At 52.5% G+C, this 21,140-nt stretch carries 23 protein-coding genes; 5 read left to right on the top strand and 18 right to left on the bottom strand.

Going from position 1 to position 21,140, the window contains the following annotated elements; genetic code table 11:
• The first annotated feature begins 2 nt into the window (after window positions 1-2).
• Both IPN69_19215 and IPN69_19210 read left to right on the top strand, forming a co-directional pair.
• The gene (locus IPN69_19215) at window positions 3-1,409 is read left to right on the top strand and encodes an amidohydrolase family protein (GenBank protein MBK8812841.1); all 1,407 of its coding nucleotides are present in this window, start codon (window positions 3-5) and stop codon (window positions 1,407-1,409) included.
• A complete protein-coding gene (locus tag IPN69_19210; protein MBK8812840.1) occupies window positions 1,406-2,350 on the top strand; it encodes a nuclear transport factor 2 family protein in 945 nt (314 codons plus the stop codon). Before IPN69_19215 ends, IPN69_19210 begins: the two co-directional genes overlap by 4 nt.
• Before the next feature lie 128 nt (window positions 2,351-2,478).
• Here the strand turns inward: IPN69_19210 and IPN69_19205 are convergent, their stop codons facing one another.
• Window positions 2,479-2,889, bottom strand: a complete 411-nt coding sequence (locus tag IPN69_19205; protein ID MBK8812839.1) for a hypothetical protein — start codon at window positions 2,887-2,889, stop codon at window positions 2,479-2,481.
• Window positions 2,890-2,979: 90 nt separating this feature from the next.
• Between IPN69_19205 and IPN69_19200 the strand changes: the two genes are divergently transcribed.
• Window positions 2,980-4,263 carry an amidohydrolase gene (locus IPN69_19200; GenBank protein MBK8812838.1) on the top strand — a complete coding sequence of 428 codons (1,284 nt, stop codon included), beginning with the start codon at window positions 2,980-2,982 and terminating at the stop codon, window positions 4,261-4,263.
• 506 nt (window positions 4,264-4,769) lie between these two features.
• Here IPN69_19200 and dps read toward each other — a convergent pair.
• A complete protein-coding gene (gene dps / locus IPN69_19195; protein ID MBK8812837.1) occupies window positions 4,770-5,252 on the bottom strand; it encodes a DNA starvation/stationary phase protection protein Dps in 483 nt (160 codons plus the stop codon).
• A 264-nt stretch (window positions 5,253-5,516) separates the two neighbouring features.
• Between dps and IPN69_19190 the strand changes: the two genes are divergently transcribed.
• Window positions 5,517-5,828 (top strand): hypothetical protein, encoded by a 312-nt coding sequence (locus tag IPN69_19190; protein MBK8812836.1) that lies wholly within the window; start codon window positions 5,517-5,519, stop codon window positions 5,826-5,828.
• Window positions 5,829-6,314: 486 nt separating this feature from the next.
• Here the strand turns inward: IPN69_19190 and IPN69_19185 are convergent, their stop codons facing one another.
• The 15 genes from IPN69_19185 to IPN69_19115 all read right to left on the bottom strand — a co-directional run bounded on the left by IPN69_19185 (window position 6,315) and on the right by IPN69_19115 (window position 19,357).
• Complete coding sequence (locus tag IPN69_19185; protein MBK8812835.1) at window positions 6,315-6,887, bottom strand: hypothetical protein; 573 nt, start codon at window positions 6,885-6,887, stop codon at window positions 6,315-6,317.
• A gap of 840 nt (window positions 6,888-7,727) precedes the next feature.
• Window positions 7,728-8,081: a hypothetical protein gene (locus IPN69_19180; GenBank protein ID MBK8812834.1), complete on the bottom strand. Its 354-nt coding sequence runs from the start codon at window positions 8,079-8,081 to the stop codon at window positions 7,728-7,730.
• Window positions 8,082-8,288: 207 nt separating this feature from the next.
• On the bottom strand, window positions 8,289-8,894 hold the full coding sequence (locus IPN69_19175) for a hypothetical protein (GenBank protein MBK8812833.1): 606 nt from the start codon (window positions 8,892-8,894) through the stop codon (window positions 8,289-8,291).
• A 76-nt stretch (window positions 8,895-8,970) separates the two neighbouring features.
• Window positions 8,971-10,035 carry an RHS repeat-associated core domain-containing protein gene (locus IPN69_19170; protein ID MBK8812832.1) on the bottom strand — a complete coding sequence of 355 codons (1,065 nt, stop codon included), beginning with the start codon at window positions 10,033-10,035 and terminating at the stop codon, window positions 8,971-8,973.
• A gap of 130 nt (window positions 10,036-10,165) precedes the next feature.
• The gene (locus tag IPN69_19165) at window positions 10,166-10,672 is read right to left on the bottom strand and encodes a hypothetical protein (GenBank protein MBK8812831.1); all 507 of its coding nucleotides are present in this window, start codon (window positions 10,670-10,672) and stop codon (window positions 10,166-10,168) included.
• Window positions 10,669-11,682: a DUF2778 domain-containing protein gene (locus IPN69_19160; protein ID MBK8812830.1), complete on the bottom strand. Its 1,014-nt coding sequence runs from the start codon at window positions 11,680-11,682 to the stop codon at window positions 10,669-10,671. The genes IPN69_19165 and IPN69_19160 overlap by 4 nt, the downstream gene beginning before the upstream one ends.
• Window positions 11,683-11,942: 260 nt before the next feature.
• A complete protein-coding gene (locus IPN69_19155; GenBank protein ID MBK8812829.1) occupies window positions 11,943-12,584 on the bottom strand; it encodes a hypothetical protein in 642 nt (213 codons plus the stop codon).
• A 19-nt stretch (window positions 12,585-12,603) separates the two neighbouring features.
• A complete protein-coding gene (locus IPN69_19150; protein MBK8812828.1) occupies window positions 12,604-13,635 on the bottom strand; it encodes an RHS repeat-associated core domain-containing protein in 1,032 nt (343 codons plus the stop codon).
• A gap of 347 nt (window positions 13,636-13,982) precedes the next feature.
• Window positions 13,983-14,336 (bottom strand): hypothetical protein, encoded by a 354-nt coding sequence (locus IPN69_19145; GenBank protein ID MBK8812827.1) that lies wholly within the window; start codon window positions 14,334-14,336, stop codon window positions 13,983-13,985.
• Between the two features lie 101 nt (window positions 14,337-14,437).
• Window positions 14,438-15,115 (bottom strand): hypothetical protein, encoded by a 678-nt coding sequence (locus tag IPN69_19140; protein MBK8812826.1) that lies wholly within the window; start codon window positions 15,113-15,115, stop codon window positions 14,438-14,440.
• A gap of 21 nt (window positions 15,116-15,136) precedes the next feature.
• Window positions 15,137-15,427, bottom strand: coding sequence for a hypothetical protein (locus IPN69_19135; protein ID MBK8812825.1), 291 nt, complete (start codon window positions 15,425-15,427; stop codon window positions 15,137-15,139).
• 555 nt (window positions 15,428-15,982) lie between these two features.
• Window positions 15,983-16,624, bottom strand: a complete 642-nt coding sequence (locus tag IPN69_19130; GenBank protein ID MBK8812824.1) for a hypothetical protein — start codon at window positions 16,622-16,624, stop codon at window positions 15,983-15,985.
• A gap of 103 nt (window positions 16,625-16,727) precedes the next feature.
• Window positions 16,728-17,861 (bottom strand): hypothetical protein, encoded by a 1,134-nt coding sequence (locus IPN69_19125; GenBank protein ID MBK8812823.1) that lies wholly within the window; start codon window positions 17,859-17,861, stop codon window positions 16,728-16,730.
• A gap of 9 nt (window positions 17,862-17,870) precedes the next feature.
• The gene (locus IPN69_19120) at window positions 17,871-18,734 is read right to left on the bottom strand and encodes a hypothetical protein (protein MBK8812822.1); all 864 of its coding nucleotides are present in this window, start codon (window positions 18,732-18,734) and stop codon (window positions 17,871-17,873) included.
• Window positions 18,731-19,357, bottom strand: coding sequence for a hypothetical protein (locus tag IPN69_19115; GenBank protein ID MBK8812821.1), 627 nt, complete (start codon window positions 19,355-19,357; stop codon window positions 18,731-18,733). The genes IPN69_19120 and IPN69_19115 overlap by 4 nt, the downstream gene beginning before the upstream one ends.
• Window positions 19,358-19,506: 149 nt before the next feature.
• Between IPN69_19115 and IPN69_19110 the strand changes: the two genes are divergently transcribed.
• Window positions 19,507-20,034: a hypothetical protein gene (locus tag IPN69_19110; GenBank protein ID MBK8812820.1), complete on the top strand. Its 528-nt coding sequence runs from the start codon at window positions 19,507-19,509 to the stop codon at window positions 20,032-20,034.
• Here IPN69_19110 and IPN69_19105 read toward each other — a convergent pair.
• On the bottom strand, window positions 20,020-20,967 hold the full coding sequence (locus IPN69_19105) for a GGDEF domain-containing protein (GenBank protein MBK8812819.1): 948 nt from the start codon (window positions 20,965-20,967) through the stop codon (window positions 20,020-20,022). The two genes, IPN69_19110 and IPN69_19105, sit on opposite strands and share 15 nt — an antisense overlap.
• Between the last annotated feature and the right edge of the window lie 173 nt (window positions 20,968-21,140).

The raw sequence follows: 21,140 nt of genomic DNA, 5'->3' as shown, positions 1-21,140 counted from the left end.
TTATGAAACAAGTCACATTCATTATCTTGATTTCACTTTTTACGGCCGCAGTTTCCTTTGCCCAAACGGTCGTCTTCAAGAACGTCAATGTCATACCGATGGACACGGAACATGTTTTGACTAACCAGATCGTCATCGTCAAAAACGGCGTCATCGCCGAGATCGGTCCAACGGCGAAGGTTCCGAAAGGTGCGGAGATCATAGACGCAACCGGCAAATTCCTGATTCCCGGACTTGCCGATATGCACACGCATCTTCTCTCGGACGGCGACGAGTACCCGAAATCGATCGCCGAAGACGAACTCAAGGTGATGATCGCCAACGGCGTGACGACGATCCGTTTGATGATCGGAACGCCCGAGCAGTTGATCCTCCGCGCACAGTCCGCGAAAGGCGAGATCATCGCGCCGACGATCTACTCGGCGAGCCCGCACCTGACCGGAAAGAAGCAGGGAAACGATTTTGTCGTCAACACGCCCGAAGAAGCCCGTGACGCGGTCCGCAAATCAAAGGCCGCCGGCTACGACTTCATCAAGATCACGACGTTCATCAAGGCGGAAGTGTATGAAGCGGCCGTCGATGAAGCCGCGAAGATCGGGATTCGCGTCGTCGGCCACGCCGACAGCCGATTCGTCGGTCTCGAGCGCGCGTTCAAGGCGGGCCAGCAGGTGGAGCATCTTGACGGTTACCTCGAAGCGCTTCTCGCGGACGACGCGCCGATGCGCGGATCCGTTTCGGATCTGTATGTTTACAATCCGAAGAACTGGGAAAGCCTCGATTACATCGACGAATCGAAGATCGCAAAGATCGCGAAAATGACGGTCGAATCAAACCCCTTCGTCGATCCGACGCAGCATTTTATGAAGAACACTTTCGGAATGCCGCGAACTGAGGAATCGATCCGCGCGCAGCCGGACTTCCGGTTCTACCCCAAAAAAGCGCAGGACTTCTATATCGGGTATCTGAAGCGGACGCCGCTGAACCAAATTTCATACGAGAAACGCGCAAAATGGGTCGCGATCAGGGACAAGATGATCAAAGCGATATATGATGCCGGCGGAAAAATACTCGCCGGCTCCGACACGCCGGAGTTTCTCTGGCTTTACGGGTTCACGATGCACCGCGAACTCAAGGCGCTCAACGAAGCCGGACTGACCCGATTCGCCGCACTCGAAGCCGCGACAAAAAACCCGGCGCTCTTCTTCGGAACGCTCTCGAAGTCGGGCACGATCGAAAAAGGAAAGAATGCCGATCTTGTTTTGCTCAACGCTAATCCGCTTCTCGATATCTCAAATACCGAAAAACGCGCCGGCGTGATGCTCAAAGGAAAGTACTATTCACAGATCGTTCTTGATCGCTGGCTCGACGAGATAGCGCCGCGCATCGCCGGTTCACTGGAAAAGAAATGAAAAAGTTGATCCTAGTCGGTTTGGTTCTGTTGTTTTCGAACGCGGCATTGCCGCAAACGTCCGACGAACGGGATGCGGGCGCGGTTCCCGATGCCCTGTTTGCCGCGATGCGCGCGAAGAGTTTCGCGGACATCAAAGCGCAATTCACCAACGACGGGCAGTTGGTTGCCATCGACAAACCGCGCGACGGCAAAGGAATTTCGAAAACGCGCGTCTTCACTGCCGAGAGCTTCGCGAAAGCAATCTCGGAAGCGAAGGCCGCCGAATACATCGAGAGGATGCCGAACAAGGATATTCGGATCAGCGGCGATCTGTCGATAGTTTCGGGGCGCTACACGTTTTTCGTCGGGGACAAGTTTTCGCATTGCGGGACAAATACCTTCAACCTCGTGCGGACGGAAGCGGGCTGGAAGATCGCGAACGCAGCTTCGACTCTCGAATTCCAATGCGATCGCGATCTGAAGTCGGTCGAGATTCCCGCGATCGAGGCGGATCCGTCGGACGTCGCGACGATCGACGGCATCGTCAAGGCGTTTTATGCGACGATCTCAGGCGGGAAAGGGGTTCCGCGACAGTGGTCGCGCGACCGCACTCTGTACACGAAAGACATCCGGTTCGTTGCGCTCAGCCAACGCGACGGCAAGATCCGGGCATCGATCCAAAATCATTTGCAGTACGTGAACGGATCTAACGAGTTCTTTGTCGCCGAGGGCTTCAGCGAACGCGAGATCGGCCGCGTCGAAAGGCGCTTCGGCAATCTGGCGCACGTCTTTTCGGCGTATGAATTTACTACCGAGGACGCCAAAATAAAGGGACGCGGTGTGAACAGTATTGAGCTTTACTGGGACGGAAGTCGTTGGTGGATCTCGGCCGTTTCCTGGGATGAAGAGCGGCCGGGAAATCCGATACCGAAGGAGATGCTGAAGAAACGGACGAAGTGATCCGTCCACGCGGACCGCAGTAGGGATTCAGACGTAACCCGTCGCCGCTTTCTTGCGCGGCGCGTTTTTTGAGAATATCTCGCTTTCCCGCTGCACCGATGAAGACGTGACGATGATCGGCGGGATTCTTACGCCGACCGGCGATAAACCAAGACTCCGAGATATGCCGCGAGAAGTTTGGTCGAGAACGAAACTGCAAAAAAGGGCGCGATCGCGGTGAAACTGCCCGATGATGCGACTATCAGCAGGTCGGCGCCGAAATAGATCGCCCACATCGAAAGAGCCGCACGCATCGCATCGTCGCGTCCGACCCACGCCGCCAAGAGGCGCGCCGCGACGAAGGTCAACGGGAATCCGGCGATGATCGCGGAATAAGGCGCCGTCGATCGCGCGTGCTCCTCATAAAATACCGGTTCATTTCCGGGATTAATGATCATTCCGAAGATGATCATATAAGCGATGTGAGCCGCGACGTTCAAGACCATCAAAAGAATCGCTGTCAGCATCGATTTCCACATCCAGCCGAACGGTTTTTTCATACGGCGGCGATTTTACCACGGATTCTTTCGGATTTCGGTAGAAGTAAGCTAGAATCGAAACGTTTCAAATTCCGGGAGATCCAAATCAAAATGAGAGTCCTGTTTGCCGCATTCCTGTTGGCGGTCATTTGTGTCGGTACCGTTCCGGCGCTCGATATGAGCCGCGAGATCAACGTCGCGACCGATAAACTGTTGCCGAAGTTAGTCGAATGGCGGCGGCATTTGCATCAATACCCCGAGCTTTCGAATCGGGAGTTCAAAACATCGAAATTTGTCGAAGAACATTTGCGGCGTCTCGGTCTCGAGGTTCGGACCGGAATCGCGAAAACCGGGGTCGTCGGAATCCTCAAGGGCGCACTGCCGGGACCGACACTTGCATTGAGAGCTGATATGGACGGTCTGCCCGTGACCGAAAGAGCGCCGATCCCGTTTGCTTCGAAAGAGAAGGCCGAATACAACGGCCAGCAGGTCGGAGTGATGCACGCTTGCGGGCACGACACGCACGTCGCGATGCTGATGGGCGCGGCCGAGGTGCTGGCCGGAATGAAGGACAAGATCAAGGGAACCGTCGTTTTCATCTTCCAGCCGGCCGAAGAAGGCCCGCCGGCGGGCGAAGAGGGAGGCGCCGATCTGATGGTTCGCGAGGGCGTGATGGACAATCCGAAGATCGACGCCATCTTCGGAATCCACATCAACGCGCAAACGGAGATCGGGCAGATCAGGTTCAAACCCGGCGCAATAATGGCGTCAAGCGATTGGTTCTCGATCAAGATCAAGGGAAAGCAGACCCACGGCGCGTACCCTTGGCTCGGCGTCGATCCGATCGCGGTTTCCGCGTCGATTGTTCAGGGACTGCAAATGATCGTCTCGCGGCAATCGGAGCTGACCAAATCGCCGGTCGTGATCACGGTCGGGAAGATCAACGCTGGAGTCCGCGAGAACATTATTCCCGAGGAATTGACGATGGCCGGGACGATCCGCGTGCTCGATTCGAATATCCAGAAAGACGTTCACGCCAGAATAAAGCTGACGGCCGAAAAGATCGCCGAGAGTATGGGCGCGATGGCCGAGGTGAAGATCGACGTCAAAACGCCGGTCACGTTCAACACGCCCGAACTCGTCAAGAAGATGGTGCCATCGCTTGAGAAGGCGGCGGGGAAGTCGAATGTTGCAGAAAATGAATGGGTTACGGGCGCCGAGGATTTTGCGTACTATGGCTCGAAGGCGCCGGCGTTCTTCTTTTTCGTCGGCGGACTGCCGAAAGGGAAGGATCCGAAAGACTCGGCCGCGCATCACACGCCGGATTTTTTCATCGACGATTCGAGGCTCGACGTCGGCGTCAAGGCGTTCTGCAATATAGTCTTTGATTATTGACGGCGTGGCGAAAGGCAAAAGGCAAAAGGCAAAGGGAAAAGGCAAAAGGGGAAAAGGGGAAAAGGCAAAAGGGGAAAAGGGGAAAAGGCAAAGGGCAAAGGGGAAAAGGCAAAGGGCAAAGGGGAAAAGGCAAAGGGCAAAGGGGAAAAGGCAAAGGGCAAAGGGGAAAAGGCAAAAGGCAAAGGGGAAAAGGCAAAGGGCAAAGGGGAAAAGGCAAAGGGCAAAGGGGAAAAGGCAAAGGGCAAAGGCAAAAGGCAAAGGGCAAGGGGAAAGGGCAAAGGGCAAAGGGGAAAGGCAAAAGGCAAGGGGGAGGCAAAGGGCAAAGGCAAAAGAGGGCCCTTTCACTTTGCCTTTTACTTTGCCCTTCCCCTTTGCCTTTCCCCCTTTTGCCTTTCCCCTTTTGCCTTTGCCCTTTGCCTTTTCCCCTTTGCCCTTTGCCTTTTCCCCTTTTGCCTTTTCCCCTTTGCCTTTTGCCTTTTCCCCTTTGCCCTTTCGCTTTTCCCTTTTCAGCTTTGAATATGCGCTTCGACGAACCACAGAAGTTTGTCGATCCCGCGTGAGACGCCGGTGAAAAGATCGGCGGTGTCGGCGTCGCCGAGTTCGTCGGTTTCGTCGATGTTTGCCCGGACCTTTTTGCCGAAATCCGCGAGCGCCGTCGAAAGCGCGTCGACGTGCGCCGCACCGTCGGTGATTTCCGCCGGATACTCCGCGAGCGTTGAACTCGCGGCCGCCATACGAACTGTCCCAAGGGCCGTTCCCCCAAGCGTCGTGATACGTTCGGCGATATCGTCGACGTGGACGTCGACCTCCGTCGCCACGCGGTCAAAAAGCTCGTGGAGCGCGATGAAATTCATCCCTTTCACGTTCCAGTGGGCCTGCTTGGCCTGCGATTTCAAGTCCGCCGCGTCGGCGAGCCTGGCGTTCAGGATTGCCACGATCTTCTCTCGCTTTGCCTTTGTAATGTCAATTTTTGTGTTATGTAGTGCCATATATCCTCCAAATTTAGAATTATTCTAATTCTAATATCTCTTGATGTCAACCTGAGTTTCAAAAATCGGAGTCGATCCCAAATTGACGAAGGAGTATTCGGCCGGAATATTGAGATCGGTTATCAACCCAGATTACTCATTAAAAGCAATTTCCCGCGAAATACGGGAAATACGCGAAAAACAAGATCAAAAATGCCATTTTTCGCGTTTTTGGAGTGATGTTTGCGGGAAAGAAATTTTCTATTACGTAATTTGGGATCAAAGGTGCCTTTCAGCGAACGGATCCGCGCCATAATCTTCGTCGTCGGCGGTTCTTCAAGCCGCCGCGAGGTCGCAGGAGCTTTTTCGGCGGGGATTGGACGGGTGGTGTATTCCTCGCCCGTTCGCGGCCTTCAGCCCGGCTTTCGCGATTTCGAGATCTCCGTTTGCTTCGTCGAACTGCGTCCGCAGATCGGCCTCACGCGTCTGGGCGTCGGCCAACTGTTTGCGCATCTCTTCCGTTTGATCGGCCTCGGGTATCTGCGGCGCACCGGCCGCGGAATCCTCCGGCAGAATTTCGATCGATTTGGCCCGTAGGAGTTACGCGTTCACGCGTGACGTCCCGATAAGTGATCGAACACATGTCGCTTCCTGCGAACGTTTTGATCACGGCCAATCCAAAATCCAAAATCATAAATCCAAAATGCGTTGTCTTTCTCGAAGGCCTTCAGTACAGAGTCCGAAAGAAACTTGAATTTGATCTCTGATTCGTCGGTTTTATGGTCTTTATGCAAAATGCTCATCGGAATTCGACTCCGATGAGCATTTTAGTTCTCGCGATTTTCTTATTGTTTATGGCTTCGTCCCGGACTTTGTCTGATGGTTTTCGGCGTCGTAGACGAACCGTTTGTTCTCGGCATCGACCGTCAGGTTTCCGGCGGGCTCGTAAGTATGGCCGTTGAGCCTGTTCCTCGCGGTGCTCGCCGAAGGATTGGTGACCGTGTTTGAAACCGATATGGTCGTCGTGTTGGCGGCGTCGAATGTTCTGTTGCCGAAACGGTCCCAGTTAAACGTCTGCGGCCTCTATTTGCTAGCCCAATTCGGAACGGCCACCTCTCGATCATCGTCGAAGAGTGTCTCAAACGTTCCGTCTCCATCGGAATCAACAATCCGGTAAAGCAGCATCTCATTGTGGTCACGGACATTCACTTGGGCGGCAGTTTCGCGATTCTTCGCCGTTATTCGAAAAGAGTAGACTTTGTCATTAGCGCGATACTCCTCGAATCGCGTAAGCACCAACTCGCCGTAAAGCCGAGTGACTCCGTTGGCAAAAAACTCTTCCATGTACAAGACCGAGTTGTTCGGTGTAAACGTAGTAATTAGAACTTGAACCGGCTTGCCCTGTTCGGAGCTCGAGTTTTTCACGTCTGGGGTAGCTTTCCGGGTATTTGCTGTATCCGGTACATACCATCCGTTCCGGTTGATAAATGATCCGTTTTCCAGCCTTTCCACCGATATTCGCGGCGTATCAGTCTGAATTGTTTGTCGATTCGTCGACGAACGCTGATCTGAACACTGAGAAACAATGAAGAGCGACGAACCAAATCCGCAAAAGAGCAGAATCGAAAGTATTGTCAATAAACCAGGAGTTTTCATAAATACTACCTCACGGTACGTAAACCTTTTCTCTGACCATAACTGCCATCCGAATATGTGTACACATCATGATTCGTTCAAAACTGCACAATCTCCCAAACAGACACTCACGATGAAGCGCAAATGCCGCAACTCGCATAATTAGCGTCATTTGCGCTTCTTTTTGCCTGACGGAGCAGGCGGTATCGGAAGAACCCTTGAGTCAATGCTCGCATCGGCCGCTTGCGGCATGCCTATCCCAGTTCTCCTGAGGGTCACATTCGCCATTGACGTTGCTTCTTCGAGGCTTGCTAATCTAACGATGTTCGCAGTGAACGTAGAGTAACATTGAGGTAGCCGGTGCCAGGATTCGTATAAACTATGGTTGTCCCGTTGGACGAGTAATAATTATCAAACAAAGCTCCCCGACCACTTGAAAACACCGCAATCATGACGGCCCTTGCACTCTTGTTGTCAGCAAAACCGAGCAATCCAAAATCGAAAATCCAAAATCCAAAATCGGAAGGCCTCTTCGCCGAATGCCATCCAGTCCGTTCGTTTGATCACCTCGCCGTTCTGGTTTGTCACGACGCGCGGGCTGCCCAAATGATCTGCTGTCAAATAACTGACCTGCGCCGCCGGGGCCGGGTCGTTGCCGACCAGCGCCGTGTATTCAGCCACGAGTGACTGCCTCCATCAAACGCACACGGTCGTTTCAGCCGATGAAATTTTCTTCACAGATGCGCCGGAGCCCTGTTGATCTTCGCGAGTAGGCTAACAAGTCGATTTTCAATATCCGAAACAACGGAAGTCTTATCGGCGTTTGTCTTTCTTTCCTGCCGGACCAAATGAACTCCCGAACTACTTCGCACGTCGAAAAAGGGAAACGATCAATCCGTAGAAAGCCCACTGCGCCAGATAGCAACAAATCAGGAATCCATAATAAACCACGAGGAGCCAATTTGTAGGTTCCGGGACATTACCACCAAAGGCCAGGCCGAATGGCAATCCTGCCAAAAATATCGCCGGCAGATTAATAACGACGAATGCTTTAACAAGAAACGGTTGGAAATAGAAGTTTTCGGGAGTAATTTCTTTGTTGCCGATCCATAAGACAAAAACGATCAGCAAAATGATCCCCAAGCCTACGCCGACTCGAATGAATCGATTTTGAGCCATCTTCGGCAGCACGCGCCAAAACTGCTTCCTTTCCATTGTCTCACCTCGAAAAAAAGTGCGGATTGCTGTTGACGTACGTTCTGTCCGTGTCGTCTTGGTGACTCCGATGACGCACGAAGTTGAAACGCCGTAACCCGTCTTGACCGAAGATCCGTCCTGAAGAATGACTTCGGTTTTTTGACGCGAAGCGGAGTCGTAAACAAAACGACGGTTTTAGCCATTGAATACGGTTAGTCCGATTGCTTATTTACTTCTGTTACAGGTATTCGTGAATTCAATGAAAATCTCAAACAAATCTACTTTGACTTTATCTTTAGCGTTAAATTGTATTTCTCCGCTTCGAAGAATTACCAAGAAATCTTCGACTTGAATAGTTCTTATAACATTTACTGGGTATATTGGTAGAACTCCCTCAATCCAAGGAACATTATTGATTAGTATGCTGTTCTTACTATTTGGGTAGAAATACGCTATCAAATCGCCTCGTGGAAAATTATCTCCAACTTCACCAGGACGCTCAACATAGAGCAAATCGTCACCGAGACTTGTCACATTTTTACTCTTGTCAAAGCCAACTTCACGGAGTTCCACTTTCCAATTTTCTCCTTTTAAGGATTTAGAATAGTTTGGTACGATGAGCAGTTTGTAAACTTTGCCTGAGTCACTTAGAACTTCCTTTTCATAACTTGGATTTTCAGGCGTTATTTTGATCTGCACGGTCTGCTCCGTAATCATTTCGTTTCCCGTTTTCCAACTTGAAACGAAAACTTCGTCTTTCTGTACGTTCTGGGAACTTCCTGAAAAGAAAAGAGAGATGATGGACAAAACTGTTGCGCTCGCCTTTTTCATTTCCAACCTCCATTGGGCCTTTTGTTTCAATGCTTTTTATGGCGTTCTCAAAATAACCGTTGTTGCGGGTAATCAATTAACGTTCTATCGTTATCTGAACAGGATTACGCCTAAAAAAGAATGTGTCAATAACTGCATTTATAGCGTGTGATCCCTGGGTTCTCGTGGGCCCGAAATCGGTATCGTTTCTTCCAAACCCTTTATGAACCACGGCTTCGTGAATAACACTTTTTGCTCTACCATCGGCGCTCTGATTAAAGAATCCTTGTCCAACGAAAATGTATCCAGCGAAAGTAATTGCATTAACAGTGGAATTATTCCGGAACAACTGGGAAACAGTGATCTCAGGAGTATTAGAATCATTATCATCATCAACCAAAAGTGTTGATGTTCTGCCATCATAAATGGCATTCTCTGCAACCGAAGCCGTTTCAACTTGCCCATTTGCGTCGCGGGTGACACTAATACTTGACGCTGTTGATGGGACAATATTTCGAAGTGCTTGATCGGGAGTAGTGGTGTCCCCTGTACGTCTAAAACGAACGACTAACACAGTTCGAAAAAAACCATCTGTCGCATTTTGGGCATCGACTATGGCCTCACTGACAACTGCACCATCTGCTCGATTGAGTGCCGGAAACTGGGAACGAAGCTGCGCCTCCTGATCTTGCTCGGCCCTTGGCGGTGGTGGCGAAGCCGGCGGCCTGACCGACGGCTGTGTATCGGAAGGACCCGAATCCGCAGGTCCCGCGGAATCTTCTTCAAGGAACCCTCCCGGCCCGTCTTGCGAGTCGCAGGTGCTGCACCACGCGCCGCCGTTGGCGCCGGTCGTGCTTGAGATCAACCCCAACGGATCAACGAACTTGTACGGCGAATTGAGAACGTATGAATAGCGGTTGAACGTCTGCGGGTTCTTGACGTTCGCCGAGGCGGTCAGCGGGTCGACCGACGTGTAGCGGCCGTGTTTCGGGTTGTAGTATCTCGCCTGCGCGAAATCGAGGCCCGATTCTTCGTCCTTTTCGTAACCCGTATAGCCTTTCCGAGTCTCGGGAACCTCGTCGTAGCCGAGGCCCGATTCCGCGTAAATTTCAAAGAACAAAACCAAGCCCGAGCAATCCAAAATCCAAAATCGCAAATCCAAAATCGGAAGGCCTCTTCGCCGAATGCCATCCAGTCGGTTCGTTTGATCACCTCGCCGTTCTGGTTTGTCACGACGCGCGGCCTGCCCAAGTGATCTGCTGTCAAATAACTTACCTGCGGCGTCGGGGCCGTCAATCGTGTGGTTCCATACCACGATACGCTAACCAAGCCTGGATAAAGCTCCTTCGCTCATAGAGATAAGGTTCCCGGACGATCACTTCACGGGCCGATTTTCCGAGAACGCCTTTATCGTTCAATGACCGCATTGCCAAGCGAGTGCCTTCGGATTCGTCAATTCTGAAAATTTGCGTGAGTAATATTTCTCTGTCCGGATCACTCGAATCGGAGAACAATTCGATCAGCACGGGGAGCGCGCTTGCGTACCTGCCGTTTCCGAGAAATCGTATTGCAGCTGGGCGGCGAGGCATTTTCTTGTCGCGGATCCGTTCAAGCACCCTCGGTACCGCCCTATCTCCTGCAAGAATCAGCGGATCGCGCTGGTCGCCTTCATAGGTTTCGAAGTCAGCCGGCAGCTCCGCTAGGGGTTCTCGTTCTCGTACAAAGCACCCTGCGACAATCAGGGAAACAAGTAAGAGAACTGCAACCCAAACTGCTCTTTTTATCAGCTTCGGTTTCATTTGATCACCTTTAACGGAATCTTCCCGTCAATATCACCCGCCTTGATTTTTATCATAGTTTGGGTATTGTCGTCATCGTATTCTCCGCCGCCGATGTCAATGCAACCTTTTGACCCGGGAAATGAACCGCCGTGCAAAAAGAACTCACTGCGGACCTTAAGCTTCTCATCCGGTTGTATTGAGATTCTGAAGCTGCCCCAATCTGGAGTAACCGCTGTTCCAAAAACCTTCCGCACTCTAGTGCCTAAAAGCTTCCCGGTTTTGGAAGCGCCCGGTTCGGTTAGATCCACCATATTCGAACTGGCTATCGTGTAATTTCCAATTGGAATTGGTCCCTTGTCCTTATTTTTCTCATCATCTACCGCGCAGTCGGGATTGTTCAAACATTCCCCTGTACCGGAAGATCCACCAAATTCGTATGTTGAAACGATGTCGTCGCCGTTGTATACGTGCTTTTTAACGGTCACAGTCAAAAGGCGGTTTGAGATACTGAACACCATACTGACGCTGATATTGTCGAAGTCGCCTACGGGAGGAGGAGGAGGTGGTGGTGGTGTCGCTGACGGCTGAGTTTCGGGCGAATGAACATTGTTACTTGCGGGCGGGCCGTTCGTGTCATTCGAGGTGCTTTCCGGTGCCGGACCGGAATCAGCCGGTCCCGCGGAATCTTCTTCAAGGAACCCTCCCGGCCCGTCTTGCGAGTCGCAGGTGCTGCACCACGCGCCGCCGTTGGCGCCGGTCGTGCTTGAGATCAACCCCAGCGGATCGGTGAACTTGTACGGCGAATTGAGGACGTAAGAATAGCGGTTGAACGTCTGCGGGTTCTTGACGTTGGCCGAGGCTGTCAGCGGGTCGACCGAGGTGTAGCGGCCGTGTTTCGGGTTGTAGTATCTCGCCTGCGCGAAATCGAGGCCCGATTCTTCGTCCTTTTCGTAACCCGTATAGCCTTTCCGAGTCTCGGGAACCTCGTCGTAGCCGAGGCCCGATTCCGCGTAAATTTCAAAGAACAAAACCAAGCCCGAGCAATCCAAAATCCAAAATCGCAAATCCAAAATCGGAAGGCCTCTTCGCCGAACGCCATCCAGTCGGTTCGTTTGATCACCGCGCCGTTCTGGTTTGTCACGACGCGCGGGCTTCCAAGATGATCTGTTGTCAAATAACTTACGTGTTGTCAGTCCACTCAATACAATTCGCATTTCGAAGAATTCACCCAGAATCGCGAATCCCAAATGGGTTGACGGCATCGTGCATCCGATATTTGTGTCCGCCGTCAATCGACTGGCACGATTCCCGAGAATGCCTTTCGAATGATGATCACATCGCTGGGATTTCCGGACAAGGCTTCCGGACCACTCGTATCAAGATCCAAGAGCAAAGAGATTCGAATCCCCTTCGCTTCGACTGTCTTTGTTTTGAAAAGGCCGTATTCCTGAATCCGCCCCCCGTTGTCCGCGCGAATGAGGCTCCCTTTCGGAAGCTTTCCTTCGGACAGCAACGTTTTCAAAATCGCGCTCCGTCTGTTTCTTTGCTCCTCGCTGGCGGATTCACTCAAGCCTACGAGAACTGCGGCTCGAAGTTCGTCGACCGTTAGGAGTGGAAACTCCGCGTAGTCTCGAAAACATCCGATCTCACTATTAAACACCTCGACCGCGTACGACAATTCCGTCGCCTCGGAATATCCGTAGCTTTCGCGGTCCTGCCTTTCCCTGATCGTCTTGTAGTCGATTGACTTATCATTAAGCGTCATAAACCAACACGGATCCTTCACATTCATGTCCGATGATGCTCTTTCGGACAACTCAATCTTACCGCATCCGACGAATACAACCACGGCTGTCGCAATCAGGAAAACTGACCAGCGTAGCAAATCGGCCGAGAATTCGGTGAGCGATACGTAACACTTCGTCTTCATTTTGGATCTCCTTTTTCCCTTACAAAAGACCTTCCTTCATTTTTATCCTCACTGTACTGAATCGGAATGCGTTACTGTGGTAAGGCTGACTATTATCGAATGGGATGAAATTGATCTTGGCTTTTCCGTTCTTGTCACTACGTTGTTCAATAACCCGCATTCCCTTGACCCCATTCCGTGTCTCCCAATTCAAGAAGATAACTGCGTGATTCTCACCACCCTGTCCAGAATCGGTCTGAGAATACTTGCCTTGCTTAAAAGTCGCCAACACCGTACCTTTTGCGATCCCTGCGCCATAATTTGCCGGTGATCCTGAAATCCAGTTTTCAGAAAGCCGCCGCTGCCGATCCTCGTCGCTAACAACTCTTGCCCAAACTGATCCGAGTATCGGAGTCTCAGATTGATCGATTTCCCAAGCGATTGGTAATCGCGCACATTGGGCAACGCCGTTTGAATCGAGATAGGCAACCTTGCCCTGCTCTGTCTGGCGTTCTAATTCATCAACATTTGATACCACAAAATCTTCAGTTGGTGTAGTTGGGGGCGGTGGCGGGGCCGGCGGTTCAGCTTGCGGTTCGTCGCCCGTATCTTCATCGCTGACAAGCGGTTCACCGGCGCTCGGCGTTTGGCTTTCGGCAGCCGGCTCTTCGGTCGGGTCAGCGAAGCCTCCGGAATTCGACGAATCGTAACAGCTTGAGTACGACGCATCGCACTGTCCTGCTGAACCATATGCACCGGTTGTTTCCGAGATCAACCCCAGCGGATCAACAAACTTGTACGGCGAATTAAGAACATAGCTGTAGCGGTTGAACGTCTGCGGGTTCTTGACGTTGGCCGAGGCGGTCAGCGGGTCGACCGAGGTGTAGCGGCCGTGTTTCGGGTTGTAGTATCTCGCCTGCGCGAAATCGAGGCCCGATTCTTCGTCCTTTTCGTAACCCGTATAGCCTTTCCGAGTCTCGGGAACCTCGTCGTAGCCGAGGCCCGATTCCGCGTAAATTTCAAAGAACAAAACCAAGCCCGAGCAATCCAAAATCCAAAATCGCAAATCCAAAATCGGAAGGCCTCTTCGCCGAATGCCATCCAGTCGGTTCGTCTGATCACCTCGCCGTTCTGGTTTGTCACCACCCGCGGGCTGCCCAGATGATCTGCTGTCAAATAACTTACCTGCGGCGTCGGGGCCGGATCGTTGCCGACCAGAGCCGTGTATTCCGCCACAAGCGTTCCGCTTCCATCATAAACGCAAACGGTCGTTTCAGCCGATGAAATTTTCTTCACAGATGCGCCGGAGCCCTGTTGATCTTCGCGAGTAGGCTAACAAGTCGATTTTCAAAATCCGAAATAACGGAAGTCTCATCGGCGTTTGTCTTTCTTTCCTGCCGGACCAAATGAACTCCCGAACTACTTCGCACGTCGAAAAAGGGAAACGATCAATCCGTAGAAAGCCCACTGCGCCAGATAGCAACAAATCAGGAATCCATAATAAACCACGAGGAGCCAATTTGTAGGTTCCGGGACATTACCACCAAAGGCCAGGCCGAATGGCAATCCTGCCAAAAATATCGCCGGCAGATTAATAACGACGAATGCTTTTACAAGAAACGGTTGGAAATAGAAGTTTTCGGGAGTAATTTCTTTGTTGCCGATCCATAAGACAAAAACGATCAGCAAAATGATCCCCAAGCCTACGCCGACTCGAATGAATCGATTTTGAGCCATCTTCGGCAGCACGCGCCAAAACTGCTTCCTTTCCATTGTCTCACCTCGAAAAAAAGTGCGGATTGCTGTTGACGTACGTTCTGTGCACCGATCATTAGAAGCTGTAGTGTATGGTTTGGAAATATCAGTTTCGGTCATCAAAGACCAATATCCAGTATTTTCTTGCCTTCTCCGTATCGGGAGAGTACCCAGAATTTTGTTTGACCGGCAAGAACAATCCTGTTCAAAACCACACTGAGTGTGCGACGTTTCACCTTAAATGATTTTGTCTGATCGAACGGCTTAAACTGACTGATGTGTATCGCGCTAATGTCAAAAATCAAACCGTTGGAATTTGCGAGGATTTTTATCTCAGGAATTTCCGCCAGTGACCTCCTCAACTCCAAACGGCTCATTCGTTTTTTGACTTTGAAAGAATTAATCCTGGTTTCCAGCAGGACAGACAAAAACGCATCTCGGAACTCGGGTTTCGGATAAAAGTTGATAACCTCGCCACGAAACTCCCATTTATAAGACGGCATTTGTTGCGTAATAAGGTCGAGCACCTCTGTTAAGGAGCGGTTCGTCACCGAAAACGACAAAGTGCGTGTGAGATCGTCGTTGTTTGAAAGCTCAAGACCAATCCGAACATCGTACTCATAAGCGATCGTGTTCAGAACTTGCGATATAGTTTGCTTTTCAACCGTTAGCGACTCTATTTCACATCTGCCTTGGTTCAGATTGCTTTTGGGACATGTGGGTTGTCCATTTGCCACACGAATGCCGAACGAGCACAAAATGACGAATAATAGAGCCAATACGTTTAGAATTCTCATAAGTTAAACCTCCTTGATTAATTAATTTAACTTCCGAACTTTGCCTGGCGTAATGGAAATAGTTCGCTCGACGTCGTTCATCACGATCGAAATCTCTTTAATTACGAACATTCCGCGATTCCCATTTCGAAATAGAAGACGCTGGGTCGTCTTAATTTCGTTGTACGTAATGCTACCTGGCCCTCTAATCTGAACATCCCAAAAGACACCTTGGCTAATCTGAGGCACGGGAACACCATTGTTTGTATTCTGACTTCCAGTTTTCTCTATGACTTTTGCCGCATCATTTGCGGGTTCGACAAACTCAGTCATCGACATACTCCCGCTTTCCATAATATTCCCTCCTTGATCCAAGACGACAGCCGCCACAGATTGCATATATCCTGTGACATTTGATGCCGCCGCTTAGAACCCTGCGGCGGAGCCGCGGCTCTACCCGGCGACTTACGGAAAGGCCGAGGAGGCCGTCTTAGAAGTCACCGAATTGAGTCTCCGAAGGAGACAAAGAGCATAGCGTAGTATGAAGCGAAGCGAATCCTACGTGACGTTGCATTCCCGTCTTCGTCGCTGTAAGTGACCAACAATCATCGATGTTCGTCTCCTTCGGAGACCGAAGACGAATTCCGATCCTCACGTAGCGATTCTGCGCTATGTTGTCCGTCACCGTCGGCGACATTGGGGACTCTTGAGACAGTCCCCACAGCCTTTCCGCACATCCGGGCGGCAAGCCGCGGCGCGGTCGAGCGCCGAGACGAGATCGGTCCGCAGTCCGAGTTCGAGACACCCGTGCCCGATGACGTAGTAGTCCTCGGCAATCGTTACCGAGCACCAAAAGGGTTTACTATTGCGTAATCAGGGAATCCGGCTTTATTGATCCATTTCCTGAATCTTCGGACTGACGACGCTCGGCCCGGAGCCGCGGAAGAGTGGGGTGAAAACCCATTTTGAATGGTTCTCGATCCCGTAGTAGGCGATCACTGATTTGCTTCGGCTCTGACTCGCGACGGCGATGAATTGAACATTGTCGGTCACATCCTCGATCTCCGTTTCGTCGGCTTCCTCGGCGTCGCCCGGATCTTTGGTGTTGATGATGTTCACGAGGGGAAGCGCGTAACGATCGAGAAACTGCCTCGGTTCGGGGCTCGAAGGCAAGAGTCCGTTATTGTAGAGCTGGACGCGTTTTCCGAAATTGAGAAAAGCCTGGCTTTCCGGTTTTATCAAACGCCATTTACCGTCCTCGCTGAGCGGATCGACAGCCGCGGAAGGCCGGAGGATCATCCGTTTTTTCGTTCCCTGCGGCAGGCCTTCGAGCAGATCGTCCATCGAATTCGGGAGCTTAGTTCCGCGATAGAATTCGATGTAGAGCCTGATCGCTTCGGCAACTTCCTCGCCGCGCCGGATCGACTCGAGTTCCTTTTCGCGCTGGACTTCGATATAGACCGTCGGAGCGACGGCCAGCAAAAATGTCGCGAAGACGGTCATCGCGCCGAGGACCCCGACAAGCGACATTCCCGATTGCGGATTTGGGATCCGCGATTTCAAAGTCGGCCCGAACCGAGCCGCAATCCCGCGACAACGTCCGGTCCGCAATCCCAAATCGCCGATCCAGATTCTAATTGTCGCCATCATCCTTGTCATCATCATTATCGTCGACGTCCTTCTGATTCGGGATGCGATTGGGTACGAAGACCGGGGTGTTGCACGGAATTCCCGGTACGCACGGCGTTGCGTTCGGATTCGGAAGATTCGGATTGCCGCCAGGGAAATTCGGATTGCCACCGGGGAAGTTAGGATTGCCGCCAGGGAAGTTAGGATTGCTGGAATTCGGGTTGCTGCTCGAATTGGTCGAGCCGCCCGGCTTGGCGATCTCGATCGTGTAACGGAATCCCAACGCGACATCCTGCACGATAACGCGTTCGCGCGCGATGCTCACGACGCGGAAGCACCCGGGATTTGCGCCGCTGCAAAGACCGATCCGGTCGTCGAGCCGGCGCGCCAAGGGTTGCGCGGTGCCTTCCTGCAGATATGCGGTCGCGTTGTTTCCAAGTTTCGGAGCGACGATGCCGACATATTGGAACTGCGGGCGCGGCGGTTGCTGGATCGTAAAGAACGACGGCAGCGAATAGAATTTACCATCCGGAGTGCGCGTGAATACCTGCATCTGACCGCCGCCCGAAATGAGGTTCGAAGGCACCTCGGTCGAAAGGCGCTGCGGTCCGACGTAGTTCGTCGGCATCTCGATATTATTCAGGAAGATCCTCGAATCCGGCGTAAATCCAGTCCCGTCGACAGACAGTGTGAAACCGCCTGTTCCGGCATACACCGTCGCCGGACTAAAGCCAAGAACCGTTTGCGGCGGCGTCGGAGTCGGCGCAGGAGTCTTGATGATCTCGGGCGGCGTGACGAAAGGCGTGGGACTGAACGGCGTCGGGATCGGAGGCTCGTAAAAAGCGAAAATATTTCGGCCCGCGTCGGGCGCGCCGAGCGAAACCGCCGGATAAACGACCGGAATGGTCGAATAAATCCCGTCGATCTCGTCCTGCGGCGGCAAAGACGTAACGACGTTGCCGCCCGTCGTCGAACGCGTTGGCGTCGCGGTCGGCGATGTGGACGCCCAAGTCGTTTTCTTTGCCGGGAAGAAACCGATCAGATTATAGCCGACTGCAACTATCGCGAGCACGCCGAGCGCGATCGCGGCGATCAGCTTGTATTTTTCTTCCTTTGTTTTTCCCTCGAAGATATTCATTGAAAAAAACTACTGCTCCGACCTCGTTTCAATCGGCATCGGACTAAAATTCGCGCGTCGGTAATACGACGCCAATTCGATCCGCAATGTCACCGTCGCACCGGAAGTCTTGCCGCGATCGACATCCGTCGATGCGGGCTGCGAGATCGGCTGGCCGATCGTCCCCGGTTGCGCCGTCGGGTCAGCCTCTCTGGGTTTTGTCTGGTCGGCGGGAGTTTTCTGATCTTTGTTTTCCGACGGTTCAAGTTCGATCGCGCTGATGACGATAAATTCGCCGCCGGTCTCGATCTCGCGGATGAACCGTCGAATGTTCTGATACGAGCCGTCGACCGTCATCGATACATAGACGCCGGGATAAATGCTGATGTATTTCGAGCGCCCGCTGCGGTCTTCCGCCGTCTGCGTGCGATTCCTGTCGCTGAGTTCGAGCGGAACGTAGTCCGGCCCGGAAGTGTTGACGAGACCAAGCGCGGACATCAGGCCGTTCAGACGCTGATAGAGCGCGACCTTTGCGTCATTTTCACTGCGCAGGGATCGCGTTTCGAAATCATCGGCGCTCCGGATGAGCTCGCCGACGCGATCTTCGGTTGACGTTATCGAACCATACCGGGACCGCGCCTTCGTGAGTTCGGACTCGATCTCGTTCCGGCGATTGCGATTGTTATCAAGCTCGCGCTGCGCCGGCAAGACAAGGAACGCTAGCAAGAGAACGAAAATGAGAATTCCAAAAAGCCCGATCCCGACAACGATCATCTCGGGAACTCCCCACATTCCGGAATAGACCTTTCGCGGGCGCTTATGCGTCGCAGGCCTTCGCGTTTGCGGCGAAGGCTCGAATCCCGGTTCGCCGTTCAACTGATTCTCGTCGCTCATCGATTTCCTCCCTGGTTGCTGACGAGATCCGCCGGCGTCGGCGTTGGGACGGCGTAACCTATGTTCGGCGTATAGGCCAGATGAAGCGTGAACTCGGTGTAGGTCGACCGATCGGTTTGCTGCAGATCCTGTCCGCGCAATTCAGCCTTGAAGACGCCCGAATTGTTCATCCGGTTGATCATCTGCTCGACGCTCGCGTAGTCACGGCTGAGAACTGAAAAGGCGAGGTCGGCCTTGATGCTCTCGCGTTCTTGAAAGATATTCTCGACGGCGATGCGCGACGCGCTGACATTGCCCGGCAACACGCCCTCGATGTCCGCGAAAAGCCGCGACCAGCTAAACGATTTGTTGGCGACGAGTTTATGAGCGCCGACCAGCAACGCGCGCTGATCCGGCGTCAGTTCCTGCTGAACCCGGTCGCCTTTTCCTTTGAGCTCGGTCAGCTCGGCGTTGATGCGTTCGATATCCGTTTTTGCAACCTCGTTCAGCTTGCGGATATTGCTCCAGCGCGTAAGCGACCAGAACGCCCCGCCGAGAGCGGTCATCAACAGCAGAACCGCTATCAGATACGGCAGCGTGCGATTGCGAAACGGATTTGTGGCAAGATTTAACTTGGTTATCATTCCAAAACAACAAAACTGAGAATCGAAAACGGAGACCAGTTTAACACGAAAGTTTTCCCGTGTCGTTTCACGGCGGCGGCCTGGAATTTGTTGCAAAATATTGTTTGATAAAGTACTTTTGCGGAAACAATGCGGGGGCGTCTGATTGAATGATCACGGAACAAGAGCGGGTTTTTGAGGAGAATCCATACACTATCGGTATTTTCGTAACCGTTTTTATGGCGTGTTTTTGGTTCGTGATGATCCTGATCCTGGCAAACGTCGGGCAGCCTGCGGCGCACGGAAAGTTCGCGCGAATGGGAATCACGACGACGTCGGGGGTGGCCGTGTTCCTGTTTCTCGTCTTCTCGTTCGTGCTCGCGATCGTCTGGGTTATGTTGAGCGTGATGCCGAGATTGACGATCGTTTGCGGCTCGTCCGACTTCACGGTCTTCTCGCGCACGTTTTGGCGATCGTCCGAAACGATGCGCACGTTTGAGTGGAAAGACGTTTCGGGTATGGAGGTCAAAACCGGCGCAAAAGGCGCGAAGAGTTTTGTCGTCGCGGTCAACGGAGAAGAACTGGTCCTGATGAACCGGACGATCTTCAACGCCGGGGAGTTCAAAGAGATCGAGCGGGTTTTCGAAGAGGAAGTCAGGAAGTCGGCGAATCCGGCCGATAAGTCACACCTCGACTGATTCTTCTTCCCGCGACGGAAAACGGTCGGCAGTATCTTCAGGATCCAGTTCGCTATAGACGCAGATTCGATTTCGGCCCTCTCGTTTGGCCCGGTAAAGCGCCGAATCGGCCATTTCTACGAGTTCGATGACATCGTTTGAATCGCTTGGAAATGAAGCAATGCCAATACTTATCGTGATGTGGTGTTTCTCGGCCGGACGTCCCTGACGGATGACGGTGAAGTCTGCGGTTTCTATCTCGGATCGGATGCGTTCGGCCGCGACCAGCGCTTGGCCGAGCGACGCGTCGAGCAAAAAAGCAGCGAATTCCTCGCCGCCGAAACGCGACGCGACGTCGCCGCTCCGCAAATTCTGCATAATGCAGTAACCGATCTCTTCGAGCGTCTTGCTGCCGGTCAGGTGGCCGTAAGTGTCGTTGACGTTCTTGAAAAAATCGACGTCCATCATCAAGACGCAGAATCTTCGATTTTCGGCGCGCGCCCGGCCGGATTCGCGTCGAAGTTCCGAGAAGAAGGAGCGGGATGAAAGCAATCCGGTAAGGTCGTCGTGCGAGAGCAGACGGTGAATCTGGCGATGGTATTCGCGGTCGATCTCGTCAAGGAACTCGAATCGAAGAATATGCTCGCCGATCGTGATCTTGTCGCCGTGCTGGAGCGTTTCCTGGCGGATTCGCTGACCATTGAGCAGGGTTCCGTTTCGCGAACTGAGATCGGTCAGGACATAGCTCGTTTCCTCGTTCTGACGATCGTTGATAGTGTTGATCCGTGCGTGCTTGCGCGAGGTCTTGGAATCGTTGACGCGAACATCGGCCTCAAGGGCGCGCCCGAGGATAACCTCCTCGCGTTCAAGCGGGATCGGAACGGCGAGAAGATCACCGTTTAGAAATACAAGTGCCGGGCGCAAATCGCGCTGAAGTCTTTTCTTCTGGCTCATATCTGCAAATGTCGCAGGTGTCGTTTCCGGGGGCGGGAAAAGGTCTAAAGCGATTGATGCTATAAGTTACGAGAGTGCCCGAAAACAAACAGGCCTTCATAAATATACCTCATCAGGGCGCGCGGCGACAATAACTAGTTTCAAACCATTTGAAAGCGTCGATTTCGGAAAAC

The sequence above is a fragment of the Acidobacteriota bacterium genome (genome assembly GCA_016715115.1).
Lineage (GTDB): Bacteria > Acidobacteriota > Blastocatellia > Pyrinomonadales > Pyrinomonadaceae > JAFDVJ01.
This window is presented reverse-complemented; position numbering and strand designations above follow the sequence as displayed.